The organism is Pseudomonas gozinkensis (assembly GCF_014863585.1).
Lineage (GTDB): Bacteria > Pseudomonadota > Gammaproteobacteria > Pseudomonadales > Pseudomonadaceae > Aquipseudomonas > Aquipseudomonas gozinkensis.
Map to the genome: position 1 here is coordinate 2,017,569 of NZ_CP062253.1, position 17,799 is coordinate 2,035,367.

Sequence of the window (17,799 nt, forward strand, 5' to 3'; positions counted from 1 at the left end):
GTTCGGCGGACAACCGACATTGCCCGTTGCTCAACCTTGGCCGGGCTCGTTATGCTGCTGAACCCTTTAATCAGATCCGAGCAGCGGCGCTACCCACGCCGCCCGGGATGTTTTTGATAACGGATCCGATGATGAATGCACCGCTGAAGGCGTTCGGCCCGATCAAGGCCGTGATTTTCGATATGGACGGTTTGCTGCTGGACACCGAGGGCATCTACACCGAGGTCACCTCGCTGATTGCCGAGCGATACGGGCGTACCTTCGACTGGAGCATCAAGCAGAACATCATCGGCCGTGGCGCCGGCGATCTGGCCCGTTATGTGGTCGAGGCGCTGGACCTGCCGATCACCGCCGAAGAGTTTCTGGTGATCCGCGAGCCGCTGATGCGCGAGCGTTTTCCCACCGCGCAAGCGATGCCCGGCGCCGAGGAGCTGATCCGTCACCTCAAGGCGCACAACATTCCGATTGCTGTCGGCACCAGTTCGTCGCGTCAGTCGTTCGGTCAGAAAACAACGTTGCACCGCGACTGGTTCGCGTTGTTCGACTTCATTGTCACCGCTGACGATCCGGAAGTCGGCGCGGCTAAACCCGCGCCGGACATTTTCCTGACGGCAGCTCGCCGCCTCGGTGTGGCGCCGGAAGATTGCCTGGTGTTCGAAGATTCGCCGTTTGGTGTGACAGCCGCGAAAGCAGCCGGCATGACTGCCATCGCGATTCCCGATGCCGCCATGGCCGACGAAAAATACGCACACGCCGACGGGATTCTTCGTACGTTGAAAGCGTTCACCCCTAGTGCATGCGGATTGCCGGCGCTGGACTGGGCCTGATCAAACCGCCGATATAAAAACGCCGCCCCTCTGTTAACGGAGGGGCGGCGTTTTTCGTTATCGACAATCCGATAAATCAGGCGCCAAAACCACCATCGATGGTCAGGCTGGCACCAGTGATGTAACCGGCCTCGGGGCTTGCCAGGTAGGCCACGAAACTGGCGATTTCCTCGGCTTTGCCGTAACGACCCACCGCCATCAGCGGGATCAGGCTGTCGGCGAACTCGCCATGAGCCGGATTCATGTCGGTATCGACCGGGCCGGGTTGCACGTTGTTGATGGTGATGCCGCGTGGGCCGAGGTCGCGGGCCAGGCCTTTGGTCAGGCCCACCAGTGCGGACTTGCTCATCGCATACACGCCGCCACCGGCGAAGGGCATGCGGTCGGCGTTGGTGCTGCCGATGTTGATGATGCGCGAGCCTTCGCTCATGTGTTTGGCGGCTTCCTGGCTGGCGATGAACACGCTGCGCACGTTGATTGCCAGGGTCTGGTCGAAGTCTTCCAGTTTGAAGTCTTCCAGCGGCGCGACGGCCAGCACGCCGGCGTTGTTGACCAGGATGTCGAGGCGGCCAAAGGTTTCGACAGTCGCGCTTACGGCGTGGCGGATGGCGCCGGCATCGGCGCTGTCGGCCTTGATCGCCAGAGCTTTGCCGCCGGTAGCGGTGATGCTGTTTTGCAGTTCTTCAGCCTTGGCGGCGGAGCTGACGTAGGTAAAGGCAACCGCGGCGCCTTCAGCGGCCAGGCGTTTGACGATGGCGGCACCGATGCCGCGAGAGCCGCCTTGAATCAGAGCGACTTTACCGCTGAGGTGTTGAGTGGTCATGTTCGATCTCCAGAAGTTTCAAGGCAGGCTGCCTTGGTGTGGTGTCGAGTATCTGCCCCTCGCCACCAGGCGAGTAGACCGTGGTTGCTATAGTCTGTGTAAACCAGAAGTTTAGAGTGGTGGCCATGGAAACCTTCAGCAGTATCGAATGCTTCGTGCGCAGCGCCGAAGTCGGCAGCTTTGCCGAAGCTGCGCGCCGCCTGAGCCTGACACCGGCCGCCGTGGGTAAAAGCGTGGCGAAACTGGAAGCGCGCCTCGGCGTGAGGCTGTTCCAGCGTAGCACCCGAAGATTGACCCTGACGGAAGCGGGGCAACTGTTTCTGAGTGAGGTCAGCGGCAGTCTCACCACCATCCAGAATGCGGTGAACAATCTGGCCAGTGCCGGCGGTCAACCGGCCGGTACGCTGAAAGTCAGCATGGGCACGGTGTTCGGCCGCTTGTACATCGTGCCGTTGCTGGGGGAGTTTCTGAAAAGGTTTCCGGCGATCAACCCGGACTGGCATTTCGATAACCGCCAGGTCGATTTGATCGGCCAGGGTTTCGATGCGGCGATTGGCGGTGGCTTCGAGCTGCCCCAAGGCGTGGTGGCCCGCAGGCTGACGCCGGCGCATCGGGTGTTGGTGGCTTCTGCGGATTATCTGGATCGGTACGCGCCGATCAGCGAACCGGACGACCTCAAGCTGCACGAAGGTATTCTGATCCGCTCACCGCAAACCGGGCGCATTCGTTCCTGGCAGTTGACGCATCGAAGCCGGCAACACAGCCCGCTGACCCTCAAGGCACGAATGACCATGAGCGATTCCGAAGCCGCCTGCGCCACGGCGGCGCAGGGGTTGGGGATTGCGCTGGTGAGCATGCCGTTCGCCGTCGGCTATCTTGAGGCGGGGACATTGCAGCGAGTCTTGCCGGACTGGTACGTCGACGACGGCAACATCTCCATCTATTACGCCGAACACAAATTGCTGCCGGGCAAGACCCGGGCGTTTGTCGATTTTGTCATCGAGCAGTTTTCAACCCTGGGCCTCGCCGAACGTTTCAACGCGCAAAACGTGCTGGCCAGCCGATGATGGTTTTCGGTCGTGGCGTCGCATAAGTCCGCACCTTGGACGTCGACAGGCCCAGTCGCACCAGCGATTCGGCGATGGTCACGGCCGCTGTGACGCCATCCACCACCGGCACCCCGGTGCGCTGACGGATCTTCTCGTCGAGCCCGGCCATGCCGCCGCAACCGAGGCAGATCACTTCGGCCTTGTCCTGAGTCACCGCCAGTTCTGCCTGATGGACGATTGCTTCCAGCGCCCGTTGCGGTTCGTGCTCCAGCTCCAGAACCGCCAGGCCACTGGCGCGTACCGAGGCGCAGCGATCCCACAGGCCGGACAGTTTCAGCCGATCCTCGATCAACGGTACGGTGCGATCCAGCGTGGTGACCACCGAATAGGCGTGGCCGAGGAGCATCGCAGTGCTGGCCGCCGCGTCGGTGATGTCCACCACCGGAACGTTGAGCAATTCCTGCAAGCCTTCGCGACCGTGTTCGCCGTAGCCGGCCTGGATCACCGCGTCGAACGGCTGGTCGTAGGACATCACCCGGTCCATCACGGCGATGGCGGCCAGGTAACTTTCGAAATTGCCTTCGACTGAATCAGCGCCGAAGTACGGCGTCAGGCCGACAATCTCGGTGCCGGGGGAGGCGACAGCCTGCGCCGAACGGGCGATCGCCTGGGTGATGGACTCGGTGGTGTTGACGTTGACCACGAGAATGCGCATGGGAAGTCCTTATTACGGTTGGTTCTGCGGCCCCGTAAAGGGCCGCCAAAAGATTCAGTGACTGACGTTGTCGACGGCGATGGCTTCACCGTCGACATCGGCGTAGTGCGGCTGGCGTTTGGCGACGATCAGGTAGAGCATCCCGGCAATGCCGGCGCCGATCAGCCAGGAGAAGGGCGAAACGCTGTGGAAGCCCGGCACCAGTGCCAGAACGATGGCGATCAGCGCGGCCGGAATGAACGCCGCCACGGCCCGCAGGTTGACTCCGCGGCTGTAGTAATAGGCGCCGTTCGGGTTTTCGCTGTACAGCTGCGGCACGTGGATCCGGCCTTTGCGGATCAGCCAGTAGTCGACCATGATCACGCCGTACAACGGGCCGAGCAGGGCACCGAGGCCGGACAGGAAGTACACGATCACCAGCGGGCTGTTGTAGAGGTTCCACGGCAGGATCAGCACCGCAATCGTCGCGCTGATCAGCCCGGCGCGGCGGAAGGTCAGGTATTTCGGCGCCAGGTTGCTGAGTACGAAGGCCGGGGCGACGAAGTTGGCCATGATGTTCACCGCCACGGTGACGATCAGGAAGGCCAGGCAGCCGAGTACCAGAAAGAAGGTGTTGGGGATCGAGGCGATGATTTCGGTCGGGCTTTCGATGATCCGGCCGTTGATCTGAAATTGCGCGCCGCACAGCAGGACGGTGATCCCGGCGAACACCAGAATATTGACCGGCAGGCCCCAGAAGTTTCCGACCTTGATCGTCTTGCGGCACGGCGAAGAGCGGGCGAAGTCGCAGAAGTTGAGGATCAGCGTGCCGTAGATCGCCAGCCACAGGGCGCCGCCGGCAAAAATGTTGCGCCACATCTCGCCGCCGGTCAGCGGTTCGCGGATCGACCAGGCGATGGTCGCGTTGGCCTGGGTGTACATCCACGCGGCGAGGCAGGCGACGGTCAGCAGAATCACCGGCCCGGCGAAGGCTTCGTAGCGACGGACCATTTCCATGCCGTAGGCGAGGATCGCCAGTTGCACGAACCAGATCGCCACGAAACACACCCAGCCCAGGCTCGACAGGCCGAGGATCGAGTCGTGGTCGTAATCGGCGAAACCCGGGTGAACCGCCGTGAGCAACACGCGAAACACCACCGACGCCAGGTACGTCTGAATCCCGAACCAGGCGATGGCGATCACCGCCCGGATCAATGCAGGAATCTGCGCCCCGTGAATGCCGAAACTGATCCGGCTGATCACCGGAAACGGCACCCCGGTTTTCTGCCCCATGTAGCCGGACAGGTTCATGAAGAAATACACCAGCGCCGCGCCGATCCCCAGCGACAGCAGGATCTGCCAGCCGCCCAGGCCCAGGGCGTACAGACCGATGGCAAACGAGTAGTTGGCGATGTTGTGCACATCGTTGGTCCACAGGGCAAAGATGCTGTATTTGCCCCAGCGCCGTCCTTCGACCCTGGTTGGTGCGAGGTCGCTGTTGTGCAGGCGCGGGCTCAGTTGCAACGGTTCGGCGATGCTATCACCGGGCACAGTGTGGTCGAGGGTGGAAGAGGCGGGCAGATTCAGCGCGATGTTGTTATTGGAGAGACTCGTACGCATTCCGGCAGGCTCCTGATGTTCGAGCCGCGATGACTGTGCATGAGCGCTCGGGCTCGGCAGATCTTCGTCGCGGTGGTGAAAACATCACTGGTTACGGGGCATCTGCAGCCTGTACGGGATAGGGCGCTTCAGGCTTGCGGATCGAAAGTGTGGGTTCATGTTCTGCAGTTTTGTATACAAAACATGCATGCACTAAAGCCAGATCTGTGCCAGCCGGCGATCTATGAAAACCACCGCTGATTTCGAAAAGTTATTGAAGAGCGCCAAGTCGTTGAAATACGGGCGATATAAATTGACCGTTCGAACAGGTATTTATTTTTCGGGAGGGATTTTGGCGGGCGCCGGGAGGGAGTGTTTCTGGAGCTTGATGTAACTTTTCAGGGCGCAGAAACGCAAAGTGCACACATAAATGGCACCGATGGTGACATTCGTGTGTACACATTTTTCATGTCGGGCAGAGACAACTGTGGGAGCGAGCTTGATCGCGAAATCGGTTTACCGGTCAACTCATTTATTGACTGATCCACCGCCATCGTCGGATCGCCGCCCGGAGCAAGCTAGCTCCCACAGCTTTCAGAGGGGCGAAAAGCTTATGCCTTGCTGATGATATTCCCGGCATGCAGGCCGCATTCTTTCTGGGTCGCTTCTTCCCACCACCAGCGACCTTCGCGCTCGTGCTGGTTCGGCAGGACAGGGCGGGTGCACGGTTCGCAGCCGATGCTGATGAAACCGCGCTCATGCAGGCTGTTGTACGGCAGCTCCAGCATGCGGATGTAGCCCCAGATTTCCTCGCTGGTCATCTGCGCCAACGGGTTGAACTTGTACAGGGTGCGCTCCGGGGTGGAGAACGCTGTATCGATTTCCATCACCGCCACGGCGCTGCGGGTGCCCGGGCTCTGGTCGCGGCGCTGGCCGGTGGCCCAGGCCTTTACGTCGGAGAGCTTGCGGCGCAGCGGTTCGATCTTGCGGATCCCGCAGCATTCGCCATGACCGTCCTTGTAGAAGCTGAACAGGCCTTTTTCCTTCACGAACGGTTCAAGTTTCGTGTAGTCCGGCGAGACCAGTTCGATGTCGATCTTGTAGTGCTCGCGCACCTGATCGATGAACCGGTAGGTTTCCGGATGCAGGCGACCGGTGTCGAGACTGAACACCTTGACGTTCTTGTTCAGCTTCCAGGCCATATCCACGAGCACCACATCCTCGGCGCCGCTGAAGGATATCCACAGGTCATCGCCGAACTCGGCGAACGCGAGTTTGAGGATGTCCTGCGCGGATTTGTTGGCATAGGTCGTGGCGAGTTCCACGACGTCGAACGTTGGGCTCATCAGGGCGGCTTCCTACAGGTCGGTGGCGCTGGGCGCTCTATATGGCGGCGATGTTAACAAAAAGCAACGCCCGCCGGGGCAGCCTCTGCGTTGCGCGCTCCTGGTCGAGCCGCTAGAGTTCGGGCTCGCTCGACTCAATAAACAATACAAACGGAGTGTCTTGTGGAAATTGCCTGTCTTGATCTTGAAGGGGTGCTGGTGCCGGAAATCTGGATCGCCTTCGCCGAAAAAACCGGAATCGAATCGCTCAAGGCCACCACCCGGGACATTCCCGACTACGACGTGCTGATGAAACAGCGCCTGCGCATCCTCGACGAGCATGGCCTGAAGCTTTCGGACATTCAGGAAGTGATCGCCACCCTCCAGCCGCTGGATGGCGCGGTGGAGTTCGTCAACTGGCTGCGCGAGCGGTTCCAGGTGGTGATTCTGTCGGACACGTTCTATGAGTTTTCCCAGCCGCTGATGCGTCAGCTGGGCTTTCCGACCTTGCTTTGCCATCGACTGATTACGGATGACACCGGGCGGGTCACGAGCTACCAGTTGCGTCAGAAAGATCCGAAACGTCAGTCGGTGCTGGCCTTCAAGAGTCTGTATTACCGGGTGATTGCGGCGGGGGATTCCTACAACGACACCAGCATGCTGGGCGAGGCCGATGCGGGGATTCTGTTCCATGCGCCGGAAAACGTGATCCGCGAGTTTCCGCAGTTTCCGGCGGTGCATACGTTTGCCGAGTTGAAGCAGGAATTTCTCAAGGCCTCGAACCGCGATCTGACTTTGTAGCAGCCACATGATCGTTCCCACGCTCTGCGTGGGAACGCCTCAATGGACGCTCTGCGTCCGCTCTTGGGACGCAGAGCGTCCCGGGCTGCATTCCCACGCAGAGCGTGGGAACGATCAGCGGTTAAAGGTTCTGCAGAGTTTCGAGCAGGACTCTGACCTTGGTGATCGACTCCTGATACTCCGCCTGCCAGTCCGAATCAGCGACGATCCCGCCGCCGCCCCAGCAGCACACCTGTCCATCCTTCACCAGCAGGCTGCGAATGGCGATGGAGCTGTCCATCTCGCCGCGCACGTCCAGATACAGCAACGAACCGCAATACAAACCACGCCGGGTCGGCTCCAATTCGTCGATGATCTGCATCGCGCGGATCTTCGGTGCACCGGTGATCGAGCCGCCGGGGAAGCTGCCGGCAATCAGGTCCAGAGCGTCGCGATCTTCCGCCAGTTCGCCGGTCACGCTGCTCACCAGGTGATGTACGTTCGGATAGCTTTCCAGGCTGAACAATTCCGGAACCCGCACCGAGCCGATGCGGCAGGTACGGCCCAGGTCGTTGCGCAGCAGGTCGACGATCATCAGGTTTTCCGCGCGATCCTTGGGGCTCGCCAGCAACTCGGCGGCGTTCGCCGCATCTTCGGCCGGGGTCGCGCCACGGGGGCGGGTGCCCTTGATCGGGCGGGTTTCCACCTGATGCTGGCTGACTTTGACAAAACGCTCGGGCGACAGGCTCAGTACTGCGTTGCCGTCGGGCAGGCTCTGGAATCCTGAAAACGGAGTAGGGCAGGCCTCGCGCAATTTGCAGTAGGCCAGCCATGGATCGCCCTGGCACGGCGCGCGGAAACGCTGGGCGAAATTGACCTGATAGCAGTCGCCCGCCTGGATGTAATGCTGGATGCGCTCGAACGCCTGACGGTATTCATCGGCCGAGAGATCGGCCGCCATCGGGCTGCTCAGCTTGAACGGGGTCAGTGTGGTGCCCACCGGTTGGCTGAACACATCGATCAGCCGTTGTTTCTCGCTGGCGCTGACCGACGGGTGGAACACCAGTTGGCTGGTGGCCGATTGGTGATCACTGATCAAGGCCCAGTCGTACAGGCCAAATCGCGCATCGGGTAGTTGCAGGTCATCCCGAGCCTGGCTTGGCAGGTTTTCCAGATGCCGACCGAAGTCGTAGCTCAGGTAGCCGATCAGGCCGCCGGCGAAGGGCAATTCGTACCCGTCGGGCAATTGCGCGTCGCCCAAACGGGTCAGATTGTTCCGCAGGCGTTGCAGGAAACCGTCGCCGCGCTCGTCCGGCAACACCGCCAGTTGTTCCAGCGGCCAGGCACTGAGCAGGTCAAAACGGCCACGGTCGGCACTTGGCCTGCCACTGTCGAGCAGCACGGCGCCGGGCGCATGGCGGACGGCCGCGAAATAGTCGGCGGGGTTGGCGCGGTAGGGCAGCGGGTGTACGGAACAGGTCAACATGGGCGGGGCAGATCGGCCATCGAGGCGGGGTGGGGATTGTAGTCCCCTCCGGGAATTGCTCCTAGAGGGGATGTCGGGGATTGGCAGATTGGCGGCAGGTATCGCGCTCGATCGTTCCCACGCTCTGCGTGGGAATGCATCCCGTGACGCTCCGCGTCACAGTGGACGCGGAGCGTCCATGGCGGCGTTACCACGCGGAGCGTGGGAACGATCGTCGTGGGCTGTCAGCCCTCGACCGCCGGAATATGCCCAAACAACTCCTGAGCAAACGCCACACGCTCTTCAACAGATTCAGTCACGCCGCGCGCCTTGAGCTCTTCCAGATGCGCTTCCACCGCATGGGTACGCAACGTCAGTCCGCAGTCGTTGGCAATCTGGATATTCAGCCCCGGCCGCGCATTCAGCTCCAGAATCAGCGGGCCTTTCTCCTGGTCCAGCACCATGTCCACGCCGATGTAACCCAGCCCGCACAGCTCATAACAACCGGCGGCGAGCTTCATGAAACCGTCCCAGTAGGGCAGTTGCACGCCGTCCACAGCGTTGGTGGTGTCCGGGTGTTTGGTGATGATGTTGTTCAGCCAGGTGCCGCGCAGGGTCAGGCCGGTGGCCAGGTCGACACCGACGCCGATGGCGCCCTGGTGCAGGTTGGCCTTGCCGCCGGACTGGCGAGTCGGCAAGCGCAGCATCGCCATCACCGGGTAACCCATCAGCACGATGATGCGGATGTCCGGCACGCCTTCGTAGCTGATGCTCTTGAAGATCTGGTCCGGGGTCACTCGGTATTCGATCAGCGCCCGATCACGGTGGCCGCCCAGCGAATACAGACCTGTGAGGATGCTGGAGATGTGATGCTCCAGCTCTTCGTGGGCAATGATCTTGCCCGACACCGTGCGATAGCGACCTTCGAAACGGTCGGCAACCACGATGATGCCGTCACCGCCGGCGCCCTGGGCCGGCTTGATCACGAAGTCATTGCGCCCGCCGATGATCTCGCCGAGCTTGTCGATTTCCTTCTCGGTGGAAATCACGCCATACAGTTCCGGCACGTGAATGCCGGCCTTGATCGCGCGTTCCTTGGTGATGATCTTGTCATCGACGATCGGGTACAGGCTGCGCTTGTTGTACTTGAGCACGTAGTCGGCGTTCCGCCGATTGATGCCCATGATGCCCCGGGCTTCCAGGGCCTTCCAGGTCTTCCAGAAACCGAACATCAGGCGTCAGCCTTCTTCAGGAAAGCCTTGAAACGCACCAGCTCGGTCAGGCGGTAACCGCGATAGCGACCCATGGCCAGCATGAAGCCCACCAGGATCAGCAGGATCGCCGGGAAGGTGAACACGAAGTACACCAGCTCCGGAACGGTCATGATCAGGTGCGCCAGGGACGCCGCGAACAGCGTGCCGATCGCCACTTTCATGGCATGGCTGGCACCGCGTTCTTCCCAGGTGATCGACAGGCGTTCGATGGTCATGGTCAGAATCACCATCGGGAACAGGGCCACCGACAGGCCGCGCTCCAGGCCCAGCTTGTGGCTGAACAGACTGATCGCCGCAATCAGCACCACCACGAAGGTCAACACCACCGACAGGCGCGGCAGCATTTGCAGCTTCAGGTGTTCCAGGTACGAGCGCAGCGATAACCCGAGCGCAGTAATCACGGTAAACAACAGGATGCCGAAGCCCAGCTGCGTCTCGCGGAAGGCCAGGGCGATCAGCACCGGCGTGAACGTGCCGAGGGTCTGCAGGCCGATCAGGTTGCGCAGGATCAGGATCACCAGTACGCCGATCGGGATCATCACCATGATCATGAACGTCTGCTGGGTTTGCAGCGGCAGGCCGTACAGCGAGTATTCGAGGAAGTTGGCGTCGGTGTTTTCGTCGGTCAGCTTGGCCAGACGAATCGCGTTCATCTCGCTGTTGTTCAGGCTGAAGGTCACGTTGGCCTTCTTGCCGCCGTCGACAGTGATCAGGTTTTCATCACCGCTCCACCATAGCAGGCGGTCGGTTGGCAGGCCTTGCTCACCGGTTTCCGGGTTGAAGTACAGCCAGTCGGTGCCGTTGAAGCTGCGCAGCCACAACTCCGGGGTTTGCGGCTGATCGGCGACGAGGCGGATGGTGTGGACTTTTTCCACCGGCACGTGGGCGATGGACAGCAGCAGTTCGACGATCTTGGCTTTGTGCGGCGTCGACGGATCGCCGGCCAGCAACAGCTTCACGTTGTCGTCGTTGACGTTGTTGACGCGTTTGATCGCTTCGCCAATGAAGGTTTCGACGTCGGCCGAGTGCTGGCGGATCGGGGCGAGCAGGGCTTCGGCAGCGATCTTTTCCGGGCCTTCGATGGCCATGCTGTCGCGGAAGGTCGGCCCTTTGACCTTGGTTTTCTCGGCGGTGTAACGCTTGGTCAGCACCAGACGGTAATAAAGGGTCTGGTTGCCCTTGGCCCGACGCGCCGACCAGGTGACCTTGCGATTGCCGTCGACACGGTTGACCGCGACGCCGTAATTGTTGGAGATGAAGCTTTCATTGAGGCTGACGTAATCGCGGCTCAGGGGCGGCACGAACATCTGGATCTTTACCGGATCCTTGGTGCTGGCGACGAACTCGACCTTGGCGTCGATGTTCCACAGGTCGTCGGTAGCGTCTTCGGTCACTGGAATGCCGAGCACGAAAATCTGATAGGCCGTGACCGAAACGCCCAGCAACACCAGGATGGTGATCAGGACTTTCAGGTGGAAGGTTAGAGAACGCATGGAAATTACTCGGCGGTATGAGCGGCGATGGCGCAGGCGGGTTTGCCGGCAGCGTATTTAAGACTGGGATCGACCAGCGCATCGAAGCGTTTCAGCGCCTCGGAGCCGATCAAAAGCGGGTATTGGAACGCACTACGGTCGGTCAGGTTCACTTCGATGCTGCGCATTGCCGAACCCATGCAGATGTCCAGCTCGATCACCGGGCGGGCGGTGTACTTCTTGCCTTCTTCCGGGTCGTAGTCGCCGGCACGGCGCTTGATCTTGCTGACCCGGGCCAGCGGCCGTTCGATCGGGTGCGAATGCGCGGCGTCGATGGCCAGGTAGAAACGTACCCAGGACTCGCCGTTGCGTTTGAAACGTTTGATGTCGCGGGCGCTCAGGGAGGCGGTTTTCGCCCCGGTGTCGAGTTTCGCCGCCACTTCCAGGTTGATCCCGTCGAGGGCAGCGTATTCGTTGAGGCCGTACACGGTCTTTTCCCCCGCCGCGGCTAGGCCGGGCAGGCAAAACAGTGCAAAGAATGTGGGGAAGGGCTTGAGTCTCATAAATCCTGGCGAGCAGCGTTCCGTTCTCGGTTCAGGGCCATGGCATCAGGAGATCCTGTCTGCACATGTGCCTTCGTGTGCCTATCAGCTTTTTATGACAAGCCATGCAAATGACTCGCAAATGCGGGCGGCATTCTAGCACGGTGGTTTTATGGCGCCAGCGGCGGGACCGGTCTATAACCCTTGGGGCTGATTTCAAGGCCCATTAGACGATTGTCGACAATCTGTATTTATCCTTTGACTGATGCGGGCTGATTCGCTAGTTTTTGCCGCATTGGATTTGAAGGTGTCGACAATATGCTGGATCAACTCGATCCCCCGGTGATCAGCGGCGACGATTCTGAGACCCTGTCTGAAAACGTCTTCCGACGCATCCAGGCGGCCATCGTCAAAGGCGAGATTGCCCCGGGCAGCAAGATCTCCGAGCCGGAACTGGCGCGCACCTACGGCATCAGCCGCGGGCCGCTGCGCGAGGCGATCCATCGGCTGGAGGGCCAGCGCCTGCTGGTGCGTGTTCCGCACGTCGGTGCGCGGGTGGTGTCGCTGAGCCACGCCGAATTGCTCGAACTCTACGAAATCCGTGAATCCCTCGAAGGCATGGCCTGCCGTCTGGCGGCTGAACGCATGAGTGTCGAAGAAATCGACGAACTGCGCCGGGTGCTGGAAACCCACGAGCGCGATGCGGCGTTTCAGGCCGGCGTCGGCTACTACCAGCAGGAAGGCGACTTCGACTTTCACTACCGGATCATCCAGGGCAGCGGCAACCGCACCCTCACGCAAATGCTCTGCGGCGAGCTCTATCAACTGGTGCGCATGTATCGCATCCAGTTTTCCACCACGCCTAATCGCCCGCGCCAGGCCTTTGCCGAACACCACCGGATTCTCGATGCCATCGCCGACCGTGACGGCGAGCTCGCGGAATTGTTGATGCGCCGTCACATCGGCGCCTCGAAACGCAACATCGCCCGTCACTACCAGGACGGCGCCGACAATAAGACAGCCACTGAACGAGGTGAGTCATGAGTTCCAACAAGAGCACTCCAGGCCAGCGTTTCCGCGATGCGGTCGCCAGCGAACATCCGCTGCAAGTGGTCGGGGCGATCAACGCCAACCACGCGCTGCTGGCCAAGCGCGCCGGTTTCAAGGCGATCTACCTGTCGGGTGGCGGGGTGGCTGCCGGCTCCCTCGGCGTGCCGGACCTGGGCATCACCGGCCTGGATGACGTGCTGACCGACGTGCGCCGCATCACCGACGTCTGCGACCTGCCGCTGCTGGTGGACGTGGACACCGGTTTCGGCGCCTCGGCGTTCAACGTGGCCCGCACCGTCAAGTCGATGATCAAGTTCGGCGCGGCGGCGATTCACATCGAAGACCAGGTCGGCGCCAAGCGCTGCGGCCACCGTCCGAACAAAGAGATCGTGACCCAGCAGGAAATGGTCGACCGCATCAAGGCCGCCGTCGATGCCCGCACCGACGACAGCTTCGTAATCATGGCTCGTACCGACGCGCTGGCCGTTGAGGGTCTGGAATCGGCACTGGATCGCGCCGCCGCGTGCATCGAGGCCGGCGCCGACATGATCTTCCCGGAAGCCATCACCGAACTTGAGATGTACAAGCTGTTCGCCAGCCGCGTGAAAGCGCCGATCCTGGCCAACATCACCGAATTCGGCTCGACGCCGCTGTACACCACCGAGCAGCTTGCTGGAGCCGATGTGTCGCTGGTGTTGTACCCGCTGTCGGCGTTCCGCGCGATGAACAAGGCCGCGGAAAACGTCTACACCGCGATCCGCCGCGACGGCACTCAGCAGAATGTCATCGACACCATGCAGACTCGCATGGAGCTCTACGATCGCATCGATTACCACACCTTCGAGCAGAAGCTCGACGCGTTGTTTGCGGCGAAGAAGTAAGCCGCAACCGTACTCCCTAACAAATTCAAGATTGGAGACAACAATGGCCGAAGCAAAAGTACTCAGTGGCGCCGGGCTCCGGGGCCAGGTTGCCGGGCAAACCGCACTGTCCACCGTGGGCCAGGCCGGTGCCGGGCTGACCTATCGCGGCTACGACGTACGCGAACTGGCAGCAGACGCACAATTTGAAGAAGTGGCGTACCTGCTGCTCTACGGAGAGCTGCCGACCAAGGCGCAACTCGCCGACTATCAAGGCAAACTGAGCAAGCTGCGCGACCTGCCGCAAGCGCTGAAAGAAGTGCTGGAACGTATCCCCGCCGACGCCCACCCGATGGACGTGATGCGCACCGGTTGCTCGTTCCTGGGCAACATCGAGCCGGAAAAAGACTTCTCCGAGCAACGCGACAAGACTGACCGTCTGCTGGCCGCGTTCCCGGCGATCATGTGCTACTGGTATCGCTTCAGCCACGACGGCAAACGCATCAACTGCGTGAGCGACGAGCAGTCAATCGGCGGCCACTTCCTGCACCTGCTGCACGACAAGAAACCGAGCGAGTTGCACGTCAAAGTGATGAACGTGTCGCTGATCCTCTACGCCGAGCACGAATTCAACGCCTCGACTTTCACCGCCCGGGTGTGTGCTTCGACCCTGTCCGACCTGTACTCCTGCGTCACCGCAGCCATCGGCTCGCTGCGCGGCCCGCTGCACGGCGGCGCCAACGAAGCGGCGATGGAAATGATCGAGCGTTTCTCGTCGCCGGAAGAGGCGATCAAGGGCACCCTCGGCATGCTCGAGCGCAAGGACAAGATCATGGGCTTCGGCCACGCGATCTATAAGGACAGCGATCCGCGCAACGAGGTGATCAAGGGCTGGTCGAAAAAACTTGCCGACGAAGTGGGCGACAAGGTGTTGTTCGCGGTCTCGGAAGCCATCGACAAGACCATGTGGGAGCAGAAGAAACTGTTCCCCAACGCCGACTTCTACCATGCCTCGGCGTACCACTTCATGGGCATCCCGACCAAGCTGTTCACCCCGATCTTCGTCTGCTCGCGCCTGACCGGCTGGGCGGCGCACGTGTTCGAACAGCGCGCCAACAACCGCATCATCCGTCCAAGCGCCGAGTACACCGGCGTCGAACAGCGCAAGTTCGTGCCAATCGAACGTCGCTGAATGGTGGAGGCTGAACACTGATCCAGAGGTTCACCGAGGACCCTGTGGGAGCTGGCTTGCCAGCGATGACTGAGTCACATCCAACATTGATGTCGACTGACCCACCGCTATCGCTGGCAAGCCAGCTCCCACAGGGTTTGGTGTGAATTTCAAGATCAGTGTCCGCTCACCCTTTGAAACTACCGTGACCGAGTCCTGACCGATGAACACAGAATTTCGCAAGAACCTGCCCGGCACGCCGCTGGACTTTTTCGACGTCCGCGCGGCTGTCGATGCGATCCAGCCGGGCAGCTACGACACCCTGCCGTACACCTCTCGCGTGCTGGCGGAAAACCTCGTGCGTCGCTGCGACCCGGCCACGCTCACCGATTCCCTGAAACAACTGATCGAACGCAAACGCGACCTCGACTTCCCGTGGTTCCCGGCCCGCGTGGTGTGCCATGACATTCTCGGCCAGACCGCCCTGGTGGATCTGGCCGGCCTGCGCGACGCGATTGCCCAGCAGGGCGGCGACCCGGCGCAGGTCAACCCGGTGGTGCCGACGCAACTGATCGTCGACCACTCGCTGGCGGTGGAAGCTGGCGGTTTTGACAAGCAGGCGTTTGAGAAGAATCGCGCCATCGAAGACCGTCGCAACGAAGACCGTTTCCACTTCATCAACTGGACCAAAAAGGCGTTCAAGAACGTCGACGTGATCCCGCCGGGCAACGGCATCATGCACCAGATCAACCTGGAGAAAATGTCTCCGGTGATCCAGGTGCGTGACGGTGTGGCATTCCCGGACACCTGCGTCGGCACCGACAGCCACACTCCGCACGTCGATGCGCTGGGCGTGATCGCCATCGGTGTCGGTGGGCTTGAAGCCGAAAGCGTGATGCTCGGCCGCGCGTCCTGGATGCGCCTGCCGGAAAGCGTCGGCGTCGAACTGACCGGCAAGCTGCAACCGGGCATCACCGCCACCGACATGGTGCTGGCGCTGACCGAGTACCTGCGCAAACAGAAAGTGGTCGGCGCGTGGCTGGAATTCTTCGGCGAAGGTGCTTCCGCGCTGACCCTCGGCGACCGCGCGACCATCTCCAACATGGCCCCGGAATACGGCGCCACGGCGGCGATGTTCTACATCGACCAGCAGACCATCGACTACCTGAAACTCACCGGTCGCGAAGACCAGCAAGTGCAGCTCGTCGAGCAATACGCCAGGCAGATCGGCCTGTGGGCCGACAGCCTGAAAGGCGCGCAATACGAGCGCGGGCTGACCTTCGACCTGTCCTCGGTAGTGCGCAACATGGCCGGCCCGAGCAACCCGCACGCTCGCGTGGCGGTGTCGGATCTGGCGGCCAAAGGCATCGCCGGCCAGTGGGAAGACGTGCCGGGGCAAATGCCCGACGGCGCGGTGATCATCGCGGCCATCACCAGCTGCACCAACACCAGCAACCCGCGCAACGTGATCGCCGCCGGCCTGCTGGCACGCAACGCCAACAAGCTCGGTCTGACCCGCAAGCCGTGGGTCAAGTCGTCGCTGGCACCGGGCTCGAAAACCGTGGCGCTGTACCTCGATGAAGCGGGGCTGACCACGGAGCTGGAGCAGCTCGGTTTCGGCGTCGTCGCGTTTGCCTGCACTACCTGCAACGGCATGTCCGGCGCGCTGGATCCGGTGATTCAGCAAGAGATCATCGACCGCGACCTGTACGCCACCGCTGTGCTGTCCGGCAACCGTAACTTCGACGGCCGGATTCACCCGTACGCCAAGCAGGCGTTCCTCGCTTCGCCGCCGCTGGTAGTGGCCTACGCGATTGCCGGCACCATCCGTTTCGACATTGAAAAAGACGTGCTCGGCGTGGTCGACGGCAAAGAAATCCGCCTGAAAGACATCTGGCCGAGCGACGAAGAAATCGACGCCGTGGTGAAATCCTCGGTCAAGCCCGAGCAGTTCCGTCAGGTCTACATCCCGATGTTCGCCATCCATGAAGACACCGGCCCGAAAGTCACGCCGCTGTACGAGTGGCGCGAAATGAGCACCTACATCCGCCGTCCGCCGTACTGGGAAGGCGCGCTGGCCGGGGCGCGGCCTCTCAAGGGCATGCGCCCGCTGGCGGTGCTGCCGGACAACATCACCACCGATCACCTGTCGCCGTCGAACGCGATCATGCTCGACAGCGCCGCCGGGGAGTACCTGGCGAAAATGGGCCTGCCGGAAGAGGACTTCAACTCTTACGCCACGCACCGTGGCGACCACCTGACCGCGCAGCGCGCGACCTTCGCCAACCCGAAACTGTTCAACGAAATGGTCGTGGAAAACGGCAAGGTCAAGCAGGGTTCGCTGGCCCGTGTCGAGCCGGAAGGCCAAGTGATGCGCATGTGGGAAGCCATCGAAACCTACATGGAACGCAAGCAGCCGCTGATCATCATCGCCGGCGCCGATTACGGTCAGGGCTCGTCCCGCGACTGGGCGGCCAAAGGCGTGCGTCTGGCGGGTGTGGAAGCGATCGCCGCCGAAGGTTTCGAGCGCATTCACCGCACCAACCTGGTGGGCATGGGCGTGTTGCCGCTGGAGTTCAAACTGGGCACCGACCGCAAGACATTGGGTATCGACGGCAGCGAAACCTACGACGTGATCGGTGAGCGCACGCCGCGCGCCGACCTGACGCTGGTGATTCATCGCAAGAACGGCGAGCGCGTCGAGGTGCCGGTGACCTGCCGCCTCGACACCGCCGAAGAAGTGTCGATCTACGAGGCCGGCGGCGTGTTGCAGCGCTTCGCTCAGGACTTCCTCGAAGAGTCGGCGGTTGCCGTTTAAATCACGTTGTGCGAACGCGGGCCGAACGGCCCGCATTTGCTGAAAAGGAG

At 61.5% G+C, this 17,799-nt stretch carries 15 protein-coding genes; 7 read left to right on the top strand and 8 right to left on the bottom strand.

Annotated features, from left to right (window positions below; genetic code table 11):
* Positions 1-131: 131 nt before the first annotated feature.
* The gene (locus IHQ43_RS09170; protein WP_007960113.1) at positions 132-827 is read left to right on the top strand and encodes an HAD-IA family hydrolase; all 696 of its coding nucleotides are present in this window, start codon (positions 132-134) and stop codon (positions 825-827) included.
* Between the two features lie 76 nt (positions 828-903).
* Here the strand turns inward: IHQ43_RS09170 and IHQ43_RS09175 are convergent, their stop codons facing one another.
* The gene (locus IHQ43_RS09175) at positions 904-1,650 is read right to left on the bottom strand and encodes a 3-oxoacyl-ACP reductase family protein (RefSeq protein ID WP_192564101.1); all 747 of its coding nucleotides are present in this window, start codon (positions 1,648-1,650) and stop codon (positions 904-906) included.
* Positions 1,651-1,775: 125 nt separating this feature from the next.
* Between IHQ43_RS09175 and IHQ43_RS09180 the strand changes: the two genes are divergently transcribed.
* Entirely contained in the window at positions 1,776-2,717 is a 942-nt protein-coding gene (locus IHQ43_RS09180) for a LysR family transcriptional regulator (RefSeq protein WP_192564102.1), read from the top strand.
* Here the strand turns inward: IHQ43_RS09180 and IHQ43_RS09185 are convergent.
* From IHQ43_RS09185 to IHQ43_RS09195, 3 genes are all read right to left on the bottom strand, one after another.
* A complete protein-coding gene (locus tag IHQ43_RS09185) occupies positions 2,686-3,414 on the bottom strand; it encodes an aspartate/glutamate racemase family protein (protein WP_192564103.1) in 729 nt (242 codons plus the stop codon). The two genes, IHQ43_RS09180 and IHQ43_RS09185, sit on opposite strands and share 32 nt — an antisense overlap.
* 54 nt (positions 3,415-3,468) lie before the next feature.
* Complete coding sequence (locus IHQ43_RS09190) at positions 3,469-5,013, bottom strand: NCS1 family nucleobase:cation symporter-1 (protein ID WP_192564104.1); 1,545 nt, start codon at positions 5,011-5,013, stop codon at positions 3,469-3,471.
* Positions 5,014-5,603: 590 nt separating this feature from the next.
* Entirely contained in the window at positions 5,604-6,338 is a 735-nt protein-coding gene (locus IHQ43_RS09195) for a phosphoadenylyl-sulfate reductase (protein WP_039769972.1), read from the bottom strand.
* A 162-nt stretch (positions 6,339-6,500) separates the two neighbouring features.
* Here IHQ43_RS09195 and thrH point away from each other — a divergent pair, with 162 nt between their 5' ends.
* Positions 6,501-7,118 (top strand): bifunctional phosphoserine phosphatase/homoserine phosphotransferase ThrH, encoded by a 618-nt coding sequence (gene thrH, locus IHQ43_RS09200; RefSeq protein WP_192564105.1) that lies wholly within the window; start codon positions 6,501-6,503, stop codon positions 7,116-7,118.
* Between the two features lie 121 nt (positions 7,119-7,239).
* On the opposite strand, the gene pabB is transcribed toward thrH, so the two are convergent.
* The 4 genes from pabB to rloA form a co-directional block, all read right to left on the bottom strand.
* Entirely contained in the window at positions 7,240-8,583 is a 1,344-nt protein-coding gene (pabB, locus tag IHQ43_RS09205; protein ID WP_192564106.1) for an aminodeoxychorismate synthase component I, read from the bottom strand.
* A 224-nt stretch (positions 8,584-8,807) separates the two neighbouring features.
* Positions 8,808-9,794: an alpha-L-glutamate ligase-like protein gene (locus IHQ43_RS09210; protein WP_007951965.1), complete on the bottom strand. Its 987-nt coding sequence runs from the start codon at positions 9,792-9,794 to the stop codon at positions 8,808-8,810.
* Positions 9,794-11,329: an osmotic stress tolerance membrane protein RloB gene (rloB, locus tag IHQ43_RS09215; protein WP_039769978.1), complete on the bottom strand. Its 1,536-nt coding sequence runs from the start codon at positions 11,327-11,329 to the stop codon at positions 9,794-9,796. The genes IHQ43_RS09210 and rloB overlap by 1 nt, the downstream gene beginning before the upstream one ends.
* A gap of 5 nt (positions 11,330-11,334) precedes the next feature.
* A complete protein-coding gene (gene rloA / locus IHQ43_RS09220) occupies positions 11,335-11,871 on the bottom strand; it encodes a retropepsin-like aspartic peptidase RloA (protein ID WP_011333239.1) in 537 nt (178 codons plus the stop codon).
* Positions 11,872-12,171: 300 nt separating this feature from the next.
* Here rloA and IHQ43_RS09225 point away from each other — a divergent pair, with 300 nt between their 5' ends.
* From IHQ43_RS09225 to acnD, 4 genes are all read left to right on the top strand, one after another.
* Entirely contained in the window at positions 12,172-12,894 is a 723-nt protein-coding gene (locus IHQ43_RS09225; protein WP_169432611.1) for a GntR family transcriptional regulator, read from the top strand.
* Positions 12,891-13,781 carry a methylisocitrate lyase gene (gene prpB / locus IHQ43_RS09230; RefSeq protein WP_007951973.1) on the top strand — a complete coding sequence of 297 codons (891 nt, stop codon included), beginning with the start codon at positions 12,891-12,893 and terminating at the stop codon, positions 13,779-13,781. The genes IHQ43_RS09225 and prpB overlap by 4 nt, the downstream gene beginning before the upstream one ends.
* Positions 13,782-13,824: 43 nt before the next feature.
* On the top strand, positions 13,825-14,952 hold the full coding sequence (gene prpC, locus IHQ43_RS09235; RefSeq protein ID WP_192564107.1) for a bifunctional 2-methylcitrate synthase/citrate synthase: 1,128 nt from the start codon (positions 13,825-13,827) through the stop codon (positions 14,950-14,952).
* A 202-nt stretch (positions 14,953-15,154) separates the two neighbouring features.
* Positions 15,155-17,749 carry a Fe/S-dependent 2-methylisocitrate dehydratase AcnD gene (acnD, locus tag IHQ43_RS09240; protein WP_192564108.1) on the top strand — a complete coding sequence of 865 codons (2,595 nt, stop codon included), beginning with the start codon at positions 15,155-15,157 and terminating at the stop codon, positions 17,747-17,749.
* Positions 17,750-17,799: the final 50 nt, after the last annotated feature.